Annotated in this window: 18 protein-coding genes and 1 other annotated feature; all 18 genes read left to right on the plus strand. The window is 47.9% G+C overall.

Annotation, left to right across the window (positions count from 1 at the left end; genetic code table 11):
- The first annotated feature begins 53 nt into the window (after nt 1-53).
- The 18 genes from murB (at nt 54) to C7R91_RS01485 (ending at nt 14,736) form a co-directional block, all read left to right on the plus strand.
- Entirely contained in the window at nt 54-959 is a 906-nt protein-coding gene (gene murB / locus C7R91_RS01400; RefSeq protein ID WP_047068365.1) for a UDP-N-acetylmuramate dehydrogenase, read from the plus strand.
- A gap of 15 nt (nt 960-974) precedes the next feature.
- On the plus strand, nt 975-2,231 hold the full coding sequence (gene murA, locus C7R91_RS01405) for a UDP-N-acetylglucosamine 1-carboxyvinyltransferase (RefSeq protein WP_047068364.1): 1,257 nt from the start codon (nt 975-977) through the stop codon (nt 2,229-2,231).
- A gap of 131 nt (nt 2,232-2,362) precedes the next feature.
- On the plus strand, nt 2,363-3,148 hold the full coding sequence (locus C7R91_RS01410) for a cell division protein FtsQ/DivIB (protein WP_047068363.1): 786 nt from the start codon (nt 2,363-2,365) through the stop codon (nt 3,146-3,148).
- A 22-nt stretch (nt 3,149-3,170) separates the two neighbouring features.
- Complete coding sequence (locus tag C7R91_RS01415) at nt 3,171-3,881, plus strand: DUF881 domain-containing protein (RefSeq protein ID WP_047068361.1); 711 nt, start codon at nt 3,171-3,173, stop codon at nt 3,879-3,881.
- Nucleotides 3,882-3,900: 19 nt separating this feature from the next.
- The gene (locus tag C7R91_RS01420) at nt 3,901-4,647 is read left to right on the plus strand and encodes a DUF881 domain-containing protein (protein WP_047068359.1); all 747 of its coding nucleotides are present in this window, start codon (nt 3,901-3,903) and stop codon (nt 4,645-4,647) included.
- A 2-nt stretch (nt 4,648-4,649) separates the two neighbouring features.
- Complete coding sequence (locus C7R91_RS01425; RefSeq protein ID WP_007717721.1) at nt 4,650-4,997, plus strand: small basic family protein; 348 nt, start codon at nt 4,650-4,652, stop codon at nt 4,995-4,997.
- A 142-nt stretch (nt 4,998-5,139) separates the two neighbouring features.
- Nucleotides 5,140-6,393: a cell division protein FtsA gene (gene ftsA, locus C7R91_RS01430; RefSeq protein ID WP_047068357.1), complete on the plus strand. Its 1,254-nt coding sequence runs from the start codon at nt 5,140-5,142 to the stop codon at nt 6,391-6,393.
- A 126-nt stretch (nt 6,394-6,519) separates the two neighbouring features.
- A complete protein-coding gene (ftsZ, locus tag C7R91_RS01435) occupies nt 6,520-7,668 on the plus strand; it encodes a cell division protein FtsZ (protein WP_047068354.1) in 1,149 nt (382 codons plus the stop codon).
- A gap of 234 nt (nt 7,669-7,902) precedes the next feature.
- Nucleotides 7,903-8,865 (plus strand): sigma-E processing peptidase SpoIIGA, encoded by a 963-nt coding sequence (gene spoIIGA, locus C7R91_RS01440; RefSeq protein ID WP_047068352.1) that lies wholly within the window; start codon nt 7,903-7,905, stop codon nt 8,863-8,865.
- Between the two features lie 2 nt (nt 8,866-8,867).
- On the plus strand, nt 8,868-9,590 hold the full coding sequence (gene sigE, locus C7R91_RS01445) for an RNA polymerase sporulation sigma factor SigE (RefSeq protein WP_007717727.1): 723 nt from the start codon (nt 8,868-8,870) through the stop codon (nt 9,588-9,590).
- Nucleotides 9,591-9,739: 149 nt separating this feature from the next.
- Nucleotides 9,740-10,519, plus strand: a complete 780-nt coding sequence (sigG, locus tag C7R91_RS01450; RefSeq protein WP_007717728.1) for an RNA polymerase sporulation sigma factor SigG — start codon at nt 9,740-9,742, stop codon at nt 10,517-10,519.
- Nucleotides 10,520-10,679: 160 nt separating this feature from the next.
- Nucleotides 10,680-10,958: a YlmC/YmxH family sporulation protein gene (locus C7R91_RS01455; protein ID WP_015892085.1), complete on the plus strand. Its 279-nt coding sequence runs from the start codon at nt 10,680-10,682 to the stop codon at nt 10,956-10,958.
- A gap of 81 nt (nt 10,959-11,039) precedes the next feature.
- Nucleotides 11,040-11,870, plus strand: a complete 831-nt coding sequence (pgeF, locus tag C7R91_RS01460) for a peptidoglycan editing factor PgeF (RefSeq protein ID WP_047068350.1) — start codon at nt 11,040-11,042, stop codon at nt 11,868-11,870.
- 20 nt (nt 11,871-11,890) lie between these two features.
- Nucleotides 11,891-12,589 (plus strand): YggS family pyridoxal phosphate-dependent enzyme, encoded by a 699-nt coding sequence (locus C7R91_RS01465; protein ID WP_047068348.1) that lies wholly within the window; start codon nt 11,891-11,893, stop codon nt 12,587-12,589.
- Between the two features lie 42 nt (nt 12,590-12,631).
- Nucleotides 12,632-13,060: a cell division protein SepF gene (locus C7R91_RS01470; protein WP_015892082.1), complete on the plus strand. Its 429-nt coding sequence runs from the start codon at nt 12,632-12,634 to the stop codon at nt 13,058-13,060.
- Nucleotides 13,061-13,091: 31 nt separating this feature from the next.
- On the plus strand, nt 13,092-13,358 hold the full coding sequence (locus C7R91_RS01475; protein WP_047068346.1) for a YggT family protein: 267 nt from the start codon (nt 13,092-13,094) through the stop codon (nt 13,356-13,358).
- A gap of 12 nt (nt 13,359-13,370) precedes the next feature.
- Complete coding sequence (locus C7R91_RS01480) at nt 13,371-14,144, plus strand: YlmH family RNA-binding protein (RefSeq protein WP_047068343.1); 774 nt, start codon at nt 13,371-13,373, stop codon at nt 14,142-14,144.
- Nucleotides 14,145-14,244: 100 nt separating this feature from the next.
- A complete protein-coding gene (locus tag C7R91_RS01485) occupies nt 14,245-14,736 on the plus strand; it encodes a DivIVA domain-containing protein (RefSeq protein WP_007717747.1) in 492 nt (163 codons plus the stop codon).
- Between the two features lie 90 nt (nt 14,737-14,826).
- Nucleotides 14,827-15,094 (plus strand) — a binding site (T-box leader).
- Nucleotides 15,095-15,111: the final 17 nt, after the last annotated feature.

The following is a 15,111-nucleotide window of genomic DNA, read 5'->3' on the forward strand; positions in this document are numbered from 1 at the left end:
AAACACGTGAGAAGACTAGGTCCGACCTAGCAAACGTATCAGGAGGTTCACAAATGAAAAAGATCGCAGATGAACTCATGCAAGCAGGAATCGAAAAAGTGTGGACCGATGAACCCCTTGCTAATCATACAACGTGGCGGATCGGGGGTCCTGCTGATTTGTTAATCCAACCCAAGGATAAAGCATCCTTGCAAAAAGCCTTGCAGATCCTCCATCGTCATGAAATTCCTTGGAGTGTAATCGGGCGCGGTTCAAACCTTCTGGTGAGGGACAGAGGGATACGTGGAGCCGTGCTTAAAGTGGCCGAGGGCTTGAGCCACTGTGAGTTCAGGGGCGAAGAGGTGTGTGTGGGTGCCGGATATTCCATGATCCGCCTGGCGGTGGAGACAGGCAAAATGGGATTAACAGGTATGGAGTTTGCAGGAGGGATTCCTGGTACGGTAGGCGGCGCCGTCTATATGAATGCGGGGGCACACGGATCTGATCTTTCACGTATTCTTATTGATGCCGAAATCCTTTTCGAAAACGGCGAAAGTAAAGTGTTGAGTAACGAGGAACTGAGCTTTAGCTATCGGACTTCTCTTTTGCAAAAGCAAAAAGGGATCGTGCTAGAGGCCCGTTTTCAATTGAGGACGGGCGATCGCAAGGAGATTGCGGCCACACTCGCTGCCAATAAGGAACGACGGCGCAATACACAGCCACTTCAGATGCCGTGTGCTGGCAGTGTGTTCAGAAATCCGCCCAATGACCACGCAGGTCGCCTGATTGAAGCAGCTGGGCTGAAGGGCTATCAGATCGGAGGAGCTCAGGTTTCAGAAAAACACTCCAACTTCATCGTGAATTGCGGAGGGGCAACGGCTGCCGACGTCCTCACCTTGATTAATCACGTTCGGAGCACCATTCTCGAGAAAAATGGGATTGACCTGCATCCGGAAGTCCTGGTGGTGGGCGAGGGGTAACACGGAGGTGAAAGTTTGGAGACTTTTGCGATCGAAGGCGGAAGACCTCTGTCCGGTTCGCTTCGGATCCAAGGTGCTAAGAACGCTGCTCTTCCCATTCTTGCCGCTGCTGTGCTCGCGGAAGGGCAATTCTATATCTATGACGTCCCCCATCTAAAAGACATTAAGGTCATGCTTGAAATCTTGACATTGCTTGGGGCGAATACGAAGCATGAGGACGGATGTGTCGATCTGGATACAACGTCTGTCTGTGTCCCGCAGGTGCCGGATGATTTAATGAGCCAAATGCGATCTTCGATTTTTTTGGCGGGACCACTCCTGGCGCGTCTGGGTGAGGTCACGATTTCCAGGCCAGGTGGATGTGACATTGGAGAGCGCAGGATTGACTTGCATTTGGCTGGATTGACTGCGCTGGGAGCCAAAATCGAAGAATCGGAAGGCTACATTACATTTCGGGCCAAACAATTGCGTGGGTCCAATATCTTTCTTTCCTTTCCTAGTGTGGGCGCGACGGAAAATATCATGATGGCGGCTGTGCTGGCAAAAGGCACGACTCGAATATGTAATGCAGCACGAGAACCGGAAATCATCGACCTCCAGAATTTCCTGAATGCAATGGGAGCGCGGATCAGAGGGGCAGGCACCGATACGATTGAGATCAGTGGTGTACCTCGTTTGCGTTCCGTCAGTTACCGGATCATACCGGACAGGATTGTGACAGGAACCTATCTGCTGGCTGTCGGTATTTCACAGGGACATATCGAATTGACTAATACACTGCCTGAGCAATTGATGGCACTGATTGAGGTCGCCCGTAGCTGCGGTGTTGAAATCAAGACCCACCATGATATAATGGAAATCAAAAGCACCTCCCGTCCACGTGCCTACGACCGGATCATCACCTCGCCATATCCTGGGTTTCCAACCGATTTGCAGGCGCAGTTGATGGTGTTTCTGTCACAGGCTAGGGGAACGAGTGTCATCAAAGAGACTATTTTTGAAGGAAGATTCAAACATGTGAATGAATTGGCGCGAATGGGCGCCTCTATATACGTAGATCTTGGCTCCGCAATTATTCGGGGTGTCAACAAATTGACCGCTACGAATGTCGAAGCTACTGATCTTCGAGCAGGTGCTGCCTTAGTCCTCGCAGGGCTTGCTGCAGAAGGTATTACCACGGTGAATCAGATCCATCATATCGATCGTGGATACGATCGGCTGGAAGAGCAGTTGCGCCAATTAGGAGCCGATATATCACGAGTATCGATTTAACCGAGGGAGAGTGGGCGGCATAATGTTATGCCGCTTTCCCTGTTTTGTTCAATGACATTTATTCGAAGGACATCCAGTCATTTACATCTGTCTGGGCAATGAGCCTAAAAAACATGAGGAAGGGTACGGCCATGGCGGTAAATGAGGAACGCATTCCGCAAGTCAAGCAACAACGCCCCAGAAGAAGGGGCAACCGCAAGCTGGTCTTTCTGCTGGTATTGTTTTTTCTTACCATTCTCATCATCGTTTTTATCCGTTCCCCTTACAGTAAGGTGCAAGAGATTCGAGTCATTGGTAATGATATTTATACGACGGAGCAAATCATTGCACAATCTGGCTTAATAAAGGACATGCAGTTTCTAAACGTATGGGAGAACAGTGTACGAAATAACTTGAAACCATTAGAGGCCATTAAAGATGTGACGGTGAGCCGCTCTTTCCCCGGATTGATTACGCTACATATCACCGAACAAAAGCGCGTCGCTTTTTGGAGTGGGCAGGACAGGAGCCGCTATGCCTTACTGGACAATGGCTATGTGCTCAAACAGGTTAATTTCGCCAAGCGCGTAGTGGACAGGCCATTGATTAGCTCGTGGGCCTCACCTGAGCTACTTCCCCATCTCGCCAAGTCTCTATCGAAATTATCGCCAGACGTACTCGCGGAGATTTCGGATATTACATTGACGCCAACGGTTTACGACAAGCAACGTGTAACGCTGTACATGCGCGACGGGAATGAGGTAAGAAGCGTCATCTACAAGCTGGACAAGATGATGAACTGGTACCCGGCGATCGTGAAACAATTGCCGCCAGATACAAAAGGGGTGCTCTCTTTGTTTGAGCAGCCGTGGTTCATTCCGTACGGGGCTCAAGGGGCTATTCCTATACAGGAAGGGCAAGAGCAGCCACAGCAGTAAATGAAAAAGGGGAAAGTAGACAATGAGTCGTCGTCGCAAATTTCATTTATATTTAACCATCGTGACGTTTTCTACCGGCTTTCTAGTGGCCACTTCCTTCGAAACGAACAAGATTACGCGCAAAGAACGGATGAATGATCAGCTGTTCCAACAGGAAACGCAATTGAATGACCGGATTTTGTCTGAGAAGGAGCAAAATCGGCATCTGGAAAATCAACTGCTCGATTTGCAGCGTCAGGTGGGAAAAGTGGAAGAGGCGATGGCGGAGCGCAAATCGGAGGCAGCTGATACACTCAGTCAACTGGAGGCAGCGCGTATGCTGGCAGGTGTAGTCGCTGTCGAAGGACCAGGTATCGTCATAACGATGCAGGATAGCCAGAATGCAGCGAACAGCGCAGACATCGCGAACTACATCGTGCATGAGCAGGATGTGCGCCTAGTCGTCAATGAACTGCGTGCAGCAGGAGCAGAGGCTATCAGCATTAACGGACAGCGTGTGGTGAGCAATTCCGAGATTCGTTGCATTGGACCTACGATCATCGTAAACGGCATCAAGTCGGCCGCTCCATTCGTAGTAACAGCGATAGGGAATCCCGACACACTAGACAGTGCTTTGAACTTGCCGGGAGGTGTTTTGCACTCCTTGCAAGATTTTGTCCAAATAAGCGTAGCCAAAAAAGAGAAGGTCGAGCTGCCTGCCTTTGTTGGTGACGCGAAAACGAAACACTCCTAAATAAAGGATGCGTTTACCTATGTTACAAAAAAGCCGTAAAATCACATTTATTCTTGCCATTATTAGTGCTATCATAGGTGTGATGTTGACTGTGCAATTACGAAGCAGTCTTCATCCTATTCATAAAGAGTCTCGCAGCATCGCGGAACTTCGGACCACGTTGCAAAAAGAACTGGAGAAACACAAAAACCTGCTCGCAGACATTTCAAAGTATAATCAGCTGTACTACCAATACGAAACCTCACTCAGTGAAGATGAAAGTATCTCCGTTATGAAAGAGGAGTTGGCACGGACTCGCCGAATGGCTGGTATGGTAGGAGCGGAGGGAGAAGGCATCATCATTGATGTTGTCGATGCCCATACGCCTGAAGAACCGGTTACGGATGAACATATGCCTGTGCCTGTTGTAGGAGACTATACGATTGACGATGAAGATTTGCGCTGGTTGGTAAATATCCTGTTTGCAAACGGAGCACAAGCAGTTTCCATTAATGGACATCGATTGATTGCTACCACTGCGATCCGTAATGTGGGAGACGTCATCCAAATCGATACCAGGACGATCAGAGCTCCGTATGAGATAAAAGCATTGGGGGAGCCTGAAGTATTATTGTCCGCATTGAAGCTGGAGGGCGTAGAGGAGAATTTCCAGCTGGCGAATAAAAAGGTGCTGGCAGAAAAACGGGACAAGCTGATGATTTCAGCGAATAACGAAACACGTGTCATTCAATTTATGAAACCTGTGAAACAAAAAGGAGATTCGTAACCATGTGGCTCCCGCTTATCGGACTGATTGTCGGTCTTGTTGTCGGCTTCCTGCTGGATTGGCGTGTGCCCCAGGAGTATAGCAGCTATCTATCAATAGCCCTCTTGGCTGGATTGGATACGATCTTTGGGGGGATTCGTTCGTTTCTAGAGCGTACTTTTAACGTTCGTATTTTCATGTCTGGATTCTTTTTCAACACACTTTTTGCAGCAGGCTTGGCCTTCATCGGAGGGTTTTTGGGAATTGATCTGTATTTGGCTGCGATCGTGGCTTTTGGGGTTCGCTTGTTTAACAATCTCGCAGTCATTAGGAGAATTGTTCTATCCAAATGGATCAATCAGCAAGAATAACGCAAAGAAAAATGGGAAGATGGTCATTTTTTTGCAAAAAATCAATAAGAAAAAAAGGGAATGGTTGTCCTGTGTGGAATAATTTATGCAGGTGTTCTCACTTTAGCAAGAAAAAAGACGTAGCAGGGGAGGTGTCACAGGTTTGGTAAGCAATGAATTCATAGTCAGCCTAGACATTGGAACATCCAAAGTACGCGTCATGATCGGCGAGATCAACAACGGTTCCATCAACATCATCGGCGTCGGACAATCACACTCAGAAGGCATCAAGAAGGGCGTGATTGTAGACATCGACCAAACCGTGCATGCCATCCGGGAAGCGGTTGATCATGCAGAGCGCATGGTTGGCGTTTCAATCGAAGAAGTGTATGTAGGGATCACTGGAAACCATATCGATCTGCATGAAACCCAAGGGGTTGTCGCTGTATCCAGCGAAGACCGTGAGATACGAGAAGAAGATATTCAACGCGTAATTCAGGCAGCGAAGGTCGTGGCTATTCCTCCAGACCGTGAAATCATCGAGGTAGTCCCGAAGGAGTACATCGTTGATGGACAAGGGAGCATTAAGGACCCGCGTGGGATGATTGGTGTCCGTCTGGAAATGGAAGGGACCATTGTGACCGGGTTGAAAACGGTCGTACATAACATCGTTCGCTGTGCTCAACGAACCAATCTGCGTGTAGCTGGAATATTCTTGCAACCGCTTGCGGCTAGCACTGTTGCTTTGTCCAAAGATGACAAAAATATGGGTGTCGTTCTTGTCGACATCGGTGCGGGTTCTACCACGATCGGTGTATTCGAGCAGGGGAAACTGGCAGCGACCACCGTGATCGGCATCGGTGGCGACCACATTACGAGCGATATTTCACTCGGACTGCGAACGCATACAGATGTGGCAGATCGTGTGAAAACCAAACACGGCTGTGCCCTTATTGACGAAGCATCCGAAGATGTGAAGTTCAAGGTGAACCGGATTGGCAGTGAGGTCGAAAAGCAATTTACGCAAGTGGATTTGGCCAATATTATCGAGCCGCGCGCTGCGGAAATATTCCAATTAGTCGAGGATGCTGTATACAAATTAGGCTATCGCGACGAAATTGCAGGTGGCTATGTTCTAACTGGTGGTACCGTAGCTATGCCGGGCATGTTGGAATTGGCAAAAGAAGAATTGGACGCACCTGTTCGAATTGCGATTCCTGATTACATCGGAGTGCGAGATCCTGCCTACACCACCGGGGTAGGTTTGATTCAATATGCCTTGCAGTTGATGGAGCGCCGCAGCATTCGCGTCACCCCCTCATTCAAGGGCACTCAGAAGCAAACCGTCTCGTCTAAGCCAAAAGAAGGCGGCGGTTTGATGGAAAAAGTAAAAAACTGGTTCAGCGAATTTATTTAATGGATTTCGCTTTACCGAGCTTAACTACAATGACGAATGCGGGTATCGATTCGTTCCATTGTGTTTAGTTGACAGGCTTCTGTAGCCACGAAGTTTTCTTATGTTGAATTGGGGAGGACTAGCAATATGCTGGAATTTGATATGGATATGGAATCCTTTGCACGAATTAAAGTTATTGGTTGCGGCGGAGGCGGTAGTAACGCAGTAAACCGAATGATCGCGGGAGGATTGAAAGGTGTAGAGTTCATCACCTTGAACACTGACGCGCAAGCACTCCAACTCTCTAACGCCGATATGAAGCTCCAAATCGGTGAAAAGCTGACACGTGGATTGGGAGCAGGTGCGAATCCTGAGATCGGTAAAAAAGCGGCGGAAGAAAGCCGTGATTTGATTGAGAACGCTCTGCGTGGAGCTGATATGGTATTCGTAACTGCTGGTATGGGCGGTGGTACGGGTACAGGGGCAGCACCTGTTGTTGCAGAAATCGCAAAGGAAATGGGTGCTCTTACAGTTGGTGTAGTAACCCGTCCGTTCTCTTTTGAAGGTCGCAGACGTTCCCAGCACGGTGAAATCGGTATCGCTGCTTTGAAAGAAAAGGTAGACACACTGATCGTGATTCCTAACGATCGTCTTTTGGAAATCGTTGATAAAAATACGCCAATGCTCGAAGCATTCCGCGAAGTAGACAACGTTCTGCGACAAGGGGTTCAAGGTATTTCCGATTTGATCGCAACACCTGGCTTGATCAACCTGGACTTCGCTGACGTGAAGACGATCATGACTGAGCGTGGTTCCGCTCTCATGGGAATCGGTGTAAGCAGCGGGGAGAATCGTGCGGCTGAAGCTGCTCGCCGAGCTATTTCCAGCCCACTGCTCGAGACTTCCATTGATGGTGCACGTGGTGTACTCATGAACATCACAGGCGGTACCAACCTGAGTTTGTACGAAGTAAACGAAGCTGCTGACATCGTGGCTTCCGCATCGGACCCAGATGTGAATATGATTTTCGGTGCTGTTATTAACGAGGAACTAAAGAATGAATTGGTCGTGACAGTTATTGCCACAGGCTTCGAGCATGCTCAACGGGCTCCGGAAGCCCCTCGCCGTCAACAACAGGCGGTCAACACGCCTGGCAATCGTCCGACACCAGTTTCCAATACGAATAACAGCCGTGCGAAGGAAGAAGAGGAAGACAAGTCCTTCTTCTCCATGGGCAACCTGGATAATCTGGATATTCCAGCATTCCTGCGCAATCGCCGCCGCAACAAAAACTAAAGCGAAAAACGACTGTCAAAAGCCTTGTTCCCGTCAGTGGGGACAAGGCTTTTTTCGTTGATTGGATGAAAAATGTTAGACAAAAAAACCAAAAAAACACCGTCAAGAATTGACAGACTTTACATACACATTGATATATACTGCTTTTACTGATAGAAGTCGTCCTACTATTTCCCATTTTTGCTAGGACACATGCTTGCTGCCAAGTCGGTCAAAAGATGAGGGGGAAAGCAAGTGGTTGTGTATCTTGATATCATTCTACTCCTGAATGTGGCTATTGATACCTTGTTACTCTGGTTTACTGCTTATTTTCGCAAAGAGCGCATGGTGTGGTGGAGAATGATACTTGCCTCCCTGTTCGGCTCCGTGTATCTGGTCTTTTTCTTTTTTCCTGTGTTTTCTTCCATGTATCAATGGTGGGTCAAATTGCTCTTTTCTGTCATCATGCTGTGGATTGCTTTTGGGAACAGGAGGTTGTTGTCCTTTGCGCAAAACTTGATCATTTTTTACTTCGTCGCATTTGTGTTTGGAGGGGGAGTGCTTGGGCTACAGTATTTTTTGGCACCGCAGAGTGAAATTGTAAATGGACTGGTTGTCACACATAATGATGGGTTTGGCGTTGGGTTCAAGCCTACTTTGGGGATTGTTCTGATCGGTTTTATCCTGATCTTTTTCCTTGGGAAAAAGAGCTACCGTGCGATCCAGGAACCGCGAAGAATGGAAATCTTTCTTGTCGATGTCGTCGTTACTCTGGCTGGGGAAAAAGTCATTTGCCGTGGACTTGTGGACACAGGAAATCAGCTCCACGAGCCAATTACACGCATACCCGTCATGATTATGGAAAATCGCATGTTCGCTCATTTGCTTCCGCCGTCGCTTCTCCGACAAGCCGATGAAAACGGTGGAGTGTGGGAGAAGCTGGACGGATCTTGGGACCATCTGCCGCTGGAATGGCAGTCTCGGGTACGCTTGATCCCGTATCGCAGCGTGTCAAGAGGAATGGATTTTTTACTCGCAATCAAACCAGACCGTGTCATGGTCGTGCAAGACGGGATTCGTTTTGAAACAGAACGGGTGCTGATCGGGCTGAACCCGATCCCATTGGCCGCTGATGGCAAGTATCAGGCCATCGTGCACCCAGCCTTGTTGGAAACTTATACAGAAGAATCAACCTTTATTCTCAAACAGGAGGGCTAATCATGTATGTAAAACTTCGCCTACAACTCCAATTGACCTGGTACCGAATCTTGCTCTGGCTTGGTGTACGCGCCGAAGAAGTCTATTATATTGGCGGGAGTGAAGCATTGCCTCCACCGTTGACCAGAGAAGAAGAGGAGCTGCTGCTCGGACGATTGCCGTCCGGTGACCCGGCTGTCCGCGGTATGCTAATTGAGCGCAATCTTCGTCTGGTCGTTTACATCGCCCGCAAGTTTGAGAATACGGGAATTAACATTGAGGACTTGGTCAGCATTGGTACCATCGGCCTGATCAAGGCAGTGAATACCTTTGATCCAGACAAGAACATCAAGCTGGCAACGTATGCTTCCCGTTGTATCGAGAACGAAATTCTGATGTATCTTCGCCGCAATAATAAAATTCGTTCAGAGGTATCTTTTGATGAACCGCTTAACATTGACTGGGATGGCAATGAGCTGTTGCTGTCAGATGTCTTGGGTACGGAGAATGATACGATCTATAAAAACATCGAGGACCAAGTGGATCGAAAGCTTCTGAAAAAAGCACTGGATAAATTGTCTGACCGCGAGAGAATTATCATGGAGCTGCGCTTCGGCTTAGCGGGAGAAGAGGAAAAGACACAAAAGGATGTAGCGGATTTGTTGGGAATCTCACAGTCGTATATTTCACGTTTGGAAAAGCGAATTATAAAACGGTTGCGAAAAGAATTCAACAAGATGGTCTAACGCATATTTTCCCAGCTTGGGGGGATACTGTTCCTAAACCGAAACAGATGGTGGTTTTTGCCACCTTCTTGGTCGGCTACGCGTCAGTTACGCGGCCTTTCAAGACAACCGGGTTAGGGACTTTTTTCTTGCTTCGAGGAGGGAAAGACGTGACGCGCAATAAGGTAGAGATATGCGGGGTAGATACCTCCAAGCTTCCGGTGTTGACAAACAAAGAGATGCGGGAATTGTTTGAGCGTCTGCAAAGTGGGGAGCTGGCAGCCCGCGAGAAGCTGGTCAACGGCAACTTGCGACTGGTGCTAAGCGTAATCCAACGGTTCAACAATCGTGGAGAGTTCGTGGATGACTTGTTTCAAGTGGGCTGCATCGGGTTGATGAAAGCGATCGACAACTTTGATCTCGGGCAAAATGTGAAGTTTTCCACGTATGCCGTACCGATGATCATCGGAGAAATCCGACGCTATTTACGGGACAACAACCCGATTCGCGTTTCCCGCTCTTTGCGAGACATCGCGTACAAGGCCCTGCAGGTGCGTGACAATCTGACCAACAAACATTCGCGAGAGCCTACCATTATCGAGATTTCTCAGGAATTGAACGTAGCAAAAGAAGACGTTGTGTTTGCTCTCGATGCGATCCAAGATCCGGTTTCATTGTTTGAACCGATTTATCAGGATGGTGGCGATCCGATTTACGTCATGGATCAGATTAGTGACGAGAAGAACAAAGATGTCACGTGGGTAGAGGAAATTGCGCTTCGTGAGGGAATGCAGCGGCTAGGTGACCGAGAAAAAATGATATTATCCATGCGCTTTTATGAAGGAAAAACGCAGATGGAAGTAGCAGAGGAAATCGGTATCTCACAGGCTCAGGTCTCCCGATTAGAAAAAGCGGCAATTGCCCATATGCAAAAGCACGTTCAATCGTAATGAGAAACCACATAGGTGACCCGGCGGTCTTGTACCGTTCGGGTTTTTTGTACGAGCGGAAAAGTTCGTTTTCAAACGCCTGACTTTTTGCCAAAGAAGCGGACATATTCCTCTTTGGACTCATATACTGAAAGTAACGGAGAAAAGAAGGTGAGGAAGAATGGTAAAAATCTCTGACTTCCAGACCAAAGAAGTGGTAAATATTCTTGATGGGAAACGGCTTGGGCAAATTTCAGATTTGGAGATCGATCTGCGTCACGGGCGCGTAGAAGCTATCGTCGTCCCGGGGCCAGGCAAGTTTCTCGGCTTCTTTTCTGCCGGGAACGATTATGTCATTCCTTGGCGCAATATTGTGAAGATCGGGAAAGATGTGGTGCTTGTTCGGATGGAAGAAGCACTTAAAGTTGAAGTAAAAACTTCAGGTGGAGATGAATACTAAGGAGTAAAGGGAGAAAGGCACGGATGGCCTTTCTTTTCTTTTCGGCTATGGTATGATTAGCCATATGAGGAAGGTGACAACATGAGAGAACCATTTGTCAGGGTAGAGGATAAGTCAATCTTATCGTTAACAGAGTGGGAGCAACAATTTCCAGGATTAGTGGCGGGGTTTACCATTCGCTCAGGCGGGGAAAGTGAACAACCGTACGGGTCTTTTAATATGGGGCTGCATGTGGGTGATGAATCTGCAAACGTAGTAGCCAATAGACGCAAGCTGGCAGAACAAGTCGGGATGTCTTTTACGGCGTGGACTTGCGCCGATCAGGTGCACGGGAATCGGGTATGCCAGGTCACAGCAGGCGGTGCCGGAAAAGAAAGTCTGGAGGACGTCATATCTGCAACAGATGGTTTGTTTACCCTTGAAAAAGGAGTCTTGCTGACCTCGTTTTATGCAGATTGTGTTCCCCTCTATTTTCTAGACCGCCAATCAGGTGCAATCGGACTTGCCCACGCAGGCTGGAAGGGGACAGTCGGCCGTATTGCCGAGGAAATGGTGAAGGCAATGACGAAGCACTATCAGGCAAAGCCAGAGGACATTCTCGTCGCAATTGGCCCATCCATTGGCGGCTGTTGCTATGAAGTCGATGAGCGAATCATGACGCAGGTACGCACTTGTACAGCCGATTGGGAAAAAGCAGTCATCTCCTCTACAGGAGAGCGGTATATGCTGGACCTTCGTCAGCTGAACACAGAGATATTGCTCGAAGCAGGAATTTCTTCTGGGAATATTTTATCCACGGATTGGTGTACAAGCTGCAGAACAGACTTGTTTTTCTCTCATCGCAAGGAAGCTGGGATACAAGGGACGACTGGACGCATGGCTTCCTATATCGGCTGGAAGGAAAACCTGTAAAAGAAAGGGAAGGGTTCGTTATGACCAAGGAACAACAATTGTTAAAAGAACGACTGCAATCCATCGAAGCAAGAATTCAGGCTGCTTGCGATCGGGCGAACCGCAAACGTGAGGAAGTAAAAATTATAGCCGTGACCAAGTATGTCGATGCAGATGCCATTGGGGACTTGCTCGCTGTAGGCGTAGAGAATATCGGGGAAAATCGCGTGCAGGATGCCCTGCCCAAGCACCAGCTACACGGCGATAAAGGGATCTGGCATTTTATCGGGCATCTCCAGACGAATAAGGCAAAAGAAGTCGTAGGACGATTCCCGTACATCCATTCTCTTGACCGACTTTCTTTGGCACAAGAGCTGAATCGACGCGGTGAAGCGCTGGATCATGTCGTAAAATGCTTTTTACAAATCAATATATCCGGCGAAGAGACAAAATTTGGCCTTAGTCCCAATGACGTATTGGCTTTTTTGCGCGAAACCAGTAATATGAAACATATAAGTATCGTTGGATTAATGACAATGGCGCCTGTTGTCGAAAATCAAGAGGAAGCCAGACAGGTGTTCCGTGGACTCTATGAGTGGAAGCAACGGATTAACGAAATGGCATTCCCGCACGCACAGGTGGAAGAGCTGTCCATGGGTATGTCTAGTGATTTTGAAGTGGCCATTGAAGAGGGAGCTACATATATTCGTTTAGGATCGGTATTGGTCAAGCCGGAGTAAAGGAAAGCAGACCAAGCCACGGAGTAAGAGAGGAGGAAGAGTATGGGTGTTATGAATAAATTGATGGGGTTTCTGGGGTTAGAAAACGAGGAATACATCGAAGAGACGACAACGGTGGAAGAGGAAAGAGAAGAGCAAGAGTCCTCGCACAAACGCCAGCCAGCGATTAGTCGAACTAACAACGTAGTACCGTTTCAAGCACGGGAAAAGGAGGGAATCCGTTTGATTCTCTGTGAACCCCGTCATTACAGTGACGCACAGGATATCGCTGATAACCTGCGTCATCGTAGACCTGTTGTGGTCAATCTCCATCGCGTGGAAAAAGACCAAGCCAAGAGAATTATCGACTTTTTGAGCGGGACGGTATATGCGTTAAACGGCGATATCCAAAAGGTCGGAGACACGATCTTCGTGTGCACACCTGACCATGTAGATATTCAGGGTACGATCTCCAGTGTGTTGGAAGAGTAGCCTTTTAAGACGAATGTAAAAGGGTGAGCTAATGACTGCTGTCATTTCGATTTTAAATTTTGCCTTCACGGTATATCAATACATGATTATTGCTTACATTTTGATGTCATGGGTTCCTCAAATGAGAGGTACAGGCATTGGTCAGCTACTGGAAAGACTGGTTGAGCCTTATTTGGCGCCATTTCGCCGGTTTATCCCACCGCTCGGCTTCATCGACATCTCCCCGATTGTCGCATTGATTGCCCTGCGTTTTGCCCAATCTGGCCTGTACGCTATTTTGGAACAAATCATGTTCTAGGCGAGTGAAACGATGAGCATATTTGACCATTTTTCAAAAGAAGAACGTCCCTTTGTTGAACGGGCGCTGGAAATGCTGACGCAAGTAGAGCGGAAGCAGGCCATGCGCCTTACTGATTTTGTAGACCCTAGACAGTTGATGATTTTTCAGAGTCTATCCTCACAAGTAAGAGATGTGAAGGTTTCTCCATATGGAGGCTATGAGGGTGCCGAGCGAGTTCGTATTATCATCCATCCGGAGTACCTCCCAGTCGAGCCTGATGATTATCGCCTTACCTTGTTGGCAATCAAGGCTGATCAGCGCTTTCATGTGCTAGAGCATCGAGATGTGATGGGGGCGATGCTGGGTGTCGGGATGAAGCGGGAGAAATTCGGAGATATGCTGACAGATTCCGCTGGCAGCTATGCGATTGTAGCAGAGGAGGTCGCTGATTTTGTCTGTGCGCAGGTGACGCAAATTCATCGGGCATCTGTTCAGTTTGAGCGGGTAGCATGGGAGGCGTTCACACCGCCTGCACCCAATTTTGTAGAGAAGACGATCACCGTGCCATCACCGCGAATTGATGCGATCATTGGAGAAGTACACAATATGTCTCGCGCAAAAGCACTGGTGCCAATTCGAGCGGGAAAAGTAAAAATCAACTGGAAAGTAATCGAAGACCCGTCTTATCAACTCCAGATGAGTGATATGGTTTCGCTTGCAGGCTATGGTCGGTTCAAAATTCTTGAGGTAGCAGGTCCGACACGCAGTGGAAGACTGCGCATGATTGTCGGACTGGTTACATAAGATGGACCAAGGCGCAAAAAATTGTAAAATACGGCAGGAAACACTGCTAATCCTGTCGAAATGATTGAAGACGAATTATCGGGAAAAGTGGGGGGTTCATGTGCCTTTAACGCCGTTGGATATACACAATAAGGAATTCAGCACAGGCTTTCGTGGGTATAACATTGACGAAGTGAACGAATTTCTCGATCAGGTGATCAAAGATTTTGAGCTCTTGATAAAAGAGAAAAAAGAACAGGAAGAGCGCGTAGCCATTCTGAATGAGCGCGTAGATTACTATAAGAGCTTGGAAGAAAATTTGAGTAAGTCGATTCTGGTGGCGCAGGAGACAGCTGAGGATGTGAAGTCGAATGCCCGCAAGGAAGCGCAGCTCATCTTAAAAGAAGCTGAGAAAAATGCAGACAGAATCGTCAATGAAGCATTGGCGAAGTCGCGCAAAATCGCAATCGAAATCGAAGAATTAAAAAAACGTGCTTCGGTTTACCGTATGCGCTTTCGGACACTTTTGGAAGCACAGTTGGAAATGCTGGAGAATGGCGACTGGGACAGTATTGAACAACCACAAGTTGATTCGCCTGTAACAGTTGAATAAATCATTGACGTTCGAGCAATGATGGTATTATAATGAAAGACAACTTTTTTGAAATAAAGCACTTATAGAAGTAGAAAACGCTTATACAAATCATAGACGATGAACGGGAAGAGTACGTGAGCCAGCACTGCCTAGAGAGTCGGGAAAAGGTGAAAACCCGGCCAGTTGCTTTCGCAGAAAATCACCCGGGAGTTCAATATCCGAAAACCGAAAAACCTTGATGGTTGCACAGGTGAGTAAGTGAGCGCGTCATTCCCGTTACGAATGAGTGAAGTGGAGCGAATCCGATGCAGGCTTTTTTGTCGTACGGGTTTGTTCAATCAGGGTGGTACCACGGGAGCTTTCTCTCGTCCCTTTTAGGGGATGAGTGAAGGC

The organism is Brevibacillus formosus, from assembly GCF_003013405.1.
GTDB lineage: Bacteria > Bacillota > Bacilli > Brevibacillales > Brevibacillaceae > Brevibacillus > Brevibacillus formosus.

Bases quoted from the DNA above. Each gene is read 5' to 3' on its own strand.
- sigE (WP_007717727.1), top strand. From the start codon at position 8,868: ATGTATGTAAAACTTCGCCTACAACTCCAATTGACCTGGTACCGAATC.
- C7R91_RS01470 (WP_015892082.1), top strand. From the start codon at position 12,632: ATGGGTGTTATGAATAAATTGATGGGGTTTCTGGGGTTAGAAAACGAG.
- C7R91_RS01455 (WP_015892085.1), top strand. From the start codon at position 10,680: ATGGTAAAAATCTCTGACTTCCAGACCAAAGAAGTGGTAAATATTCTT.
- ftsZ (WP_047068354.1), top strand. From the start codon at position 6,520: ATGCTGGAATTTGATATGGATATGGAATCCTTTGCACGAATTAAAGTT.
- C7R91_RS01475 (WP_047068346.1), top strand. From the start codon at position 13,092: ATGACTGCTGTCATTTCGATTTTAAATTTTGCCTTCACGGTATATCAA.
- C7R91_RS01415 (WP_047068361.1), top strand. From the start codon at position 3,171: ATGAGTCGTCGTCGCAAATTTCATTTATATTTAACCATCGTGACGTTT.
- pgeF (WP_047068350.1), top strand. From the start codon at position 11,040: ATGAGAGAACCATTTGTCAGGGTAGAGGATAAGTCAATCTTATCGTTA.
- murB (WP_047068365.1), top strand. From the start codon at position 54: ATGAAAAAGATCGCAGATGAACTCATGCAAGCAGGAATCGAAAAAGTG.
- C7R91_RS01465 (WP_047068348.1), top strand. From the start codon at position 11,891: ATGACCAAGGAACAACAATTGTTAAAAGAACGACTGCAATCCATCGAA.
- C7R91_RS01480 (WP_047068343.1), top strand. From the start codon at position 13,371: ATGAGCATATTTGACCATTTTTCAAAAGAAGAACGTCCCTTTGTTGAA.
- C7R91_RS01410 (WP_047068363.1), top strand. From the start codon at position 2,363: ATGGCGGTAAATGAGGAACGCATTCCGCAAGTCAAGCAACAACGCCCC.
- C7R91_RS01420 (WP_047068359.1), top strand. From the start codon at position 3,901: ATGTTACAAAAAAGCCGTAAAATCACATTTATTCTTGCCATTATTAGT.
- C7R91_RS01425 (WP_007717721.1), top strand. From the start codon at position 4,650: ATGTGGCTCCCGCTTATCGGACTGATTGTCGGTCTTGTTGTCGGCTTC.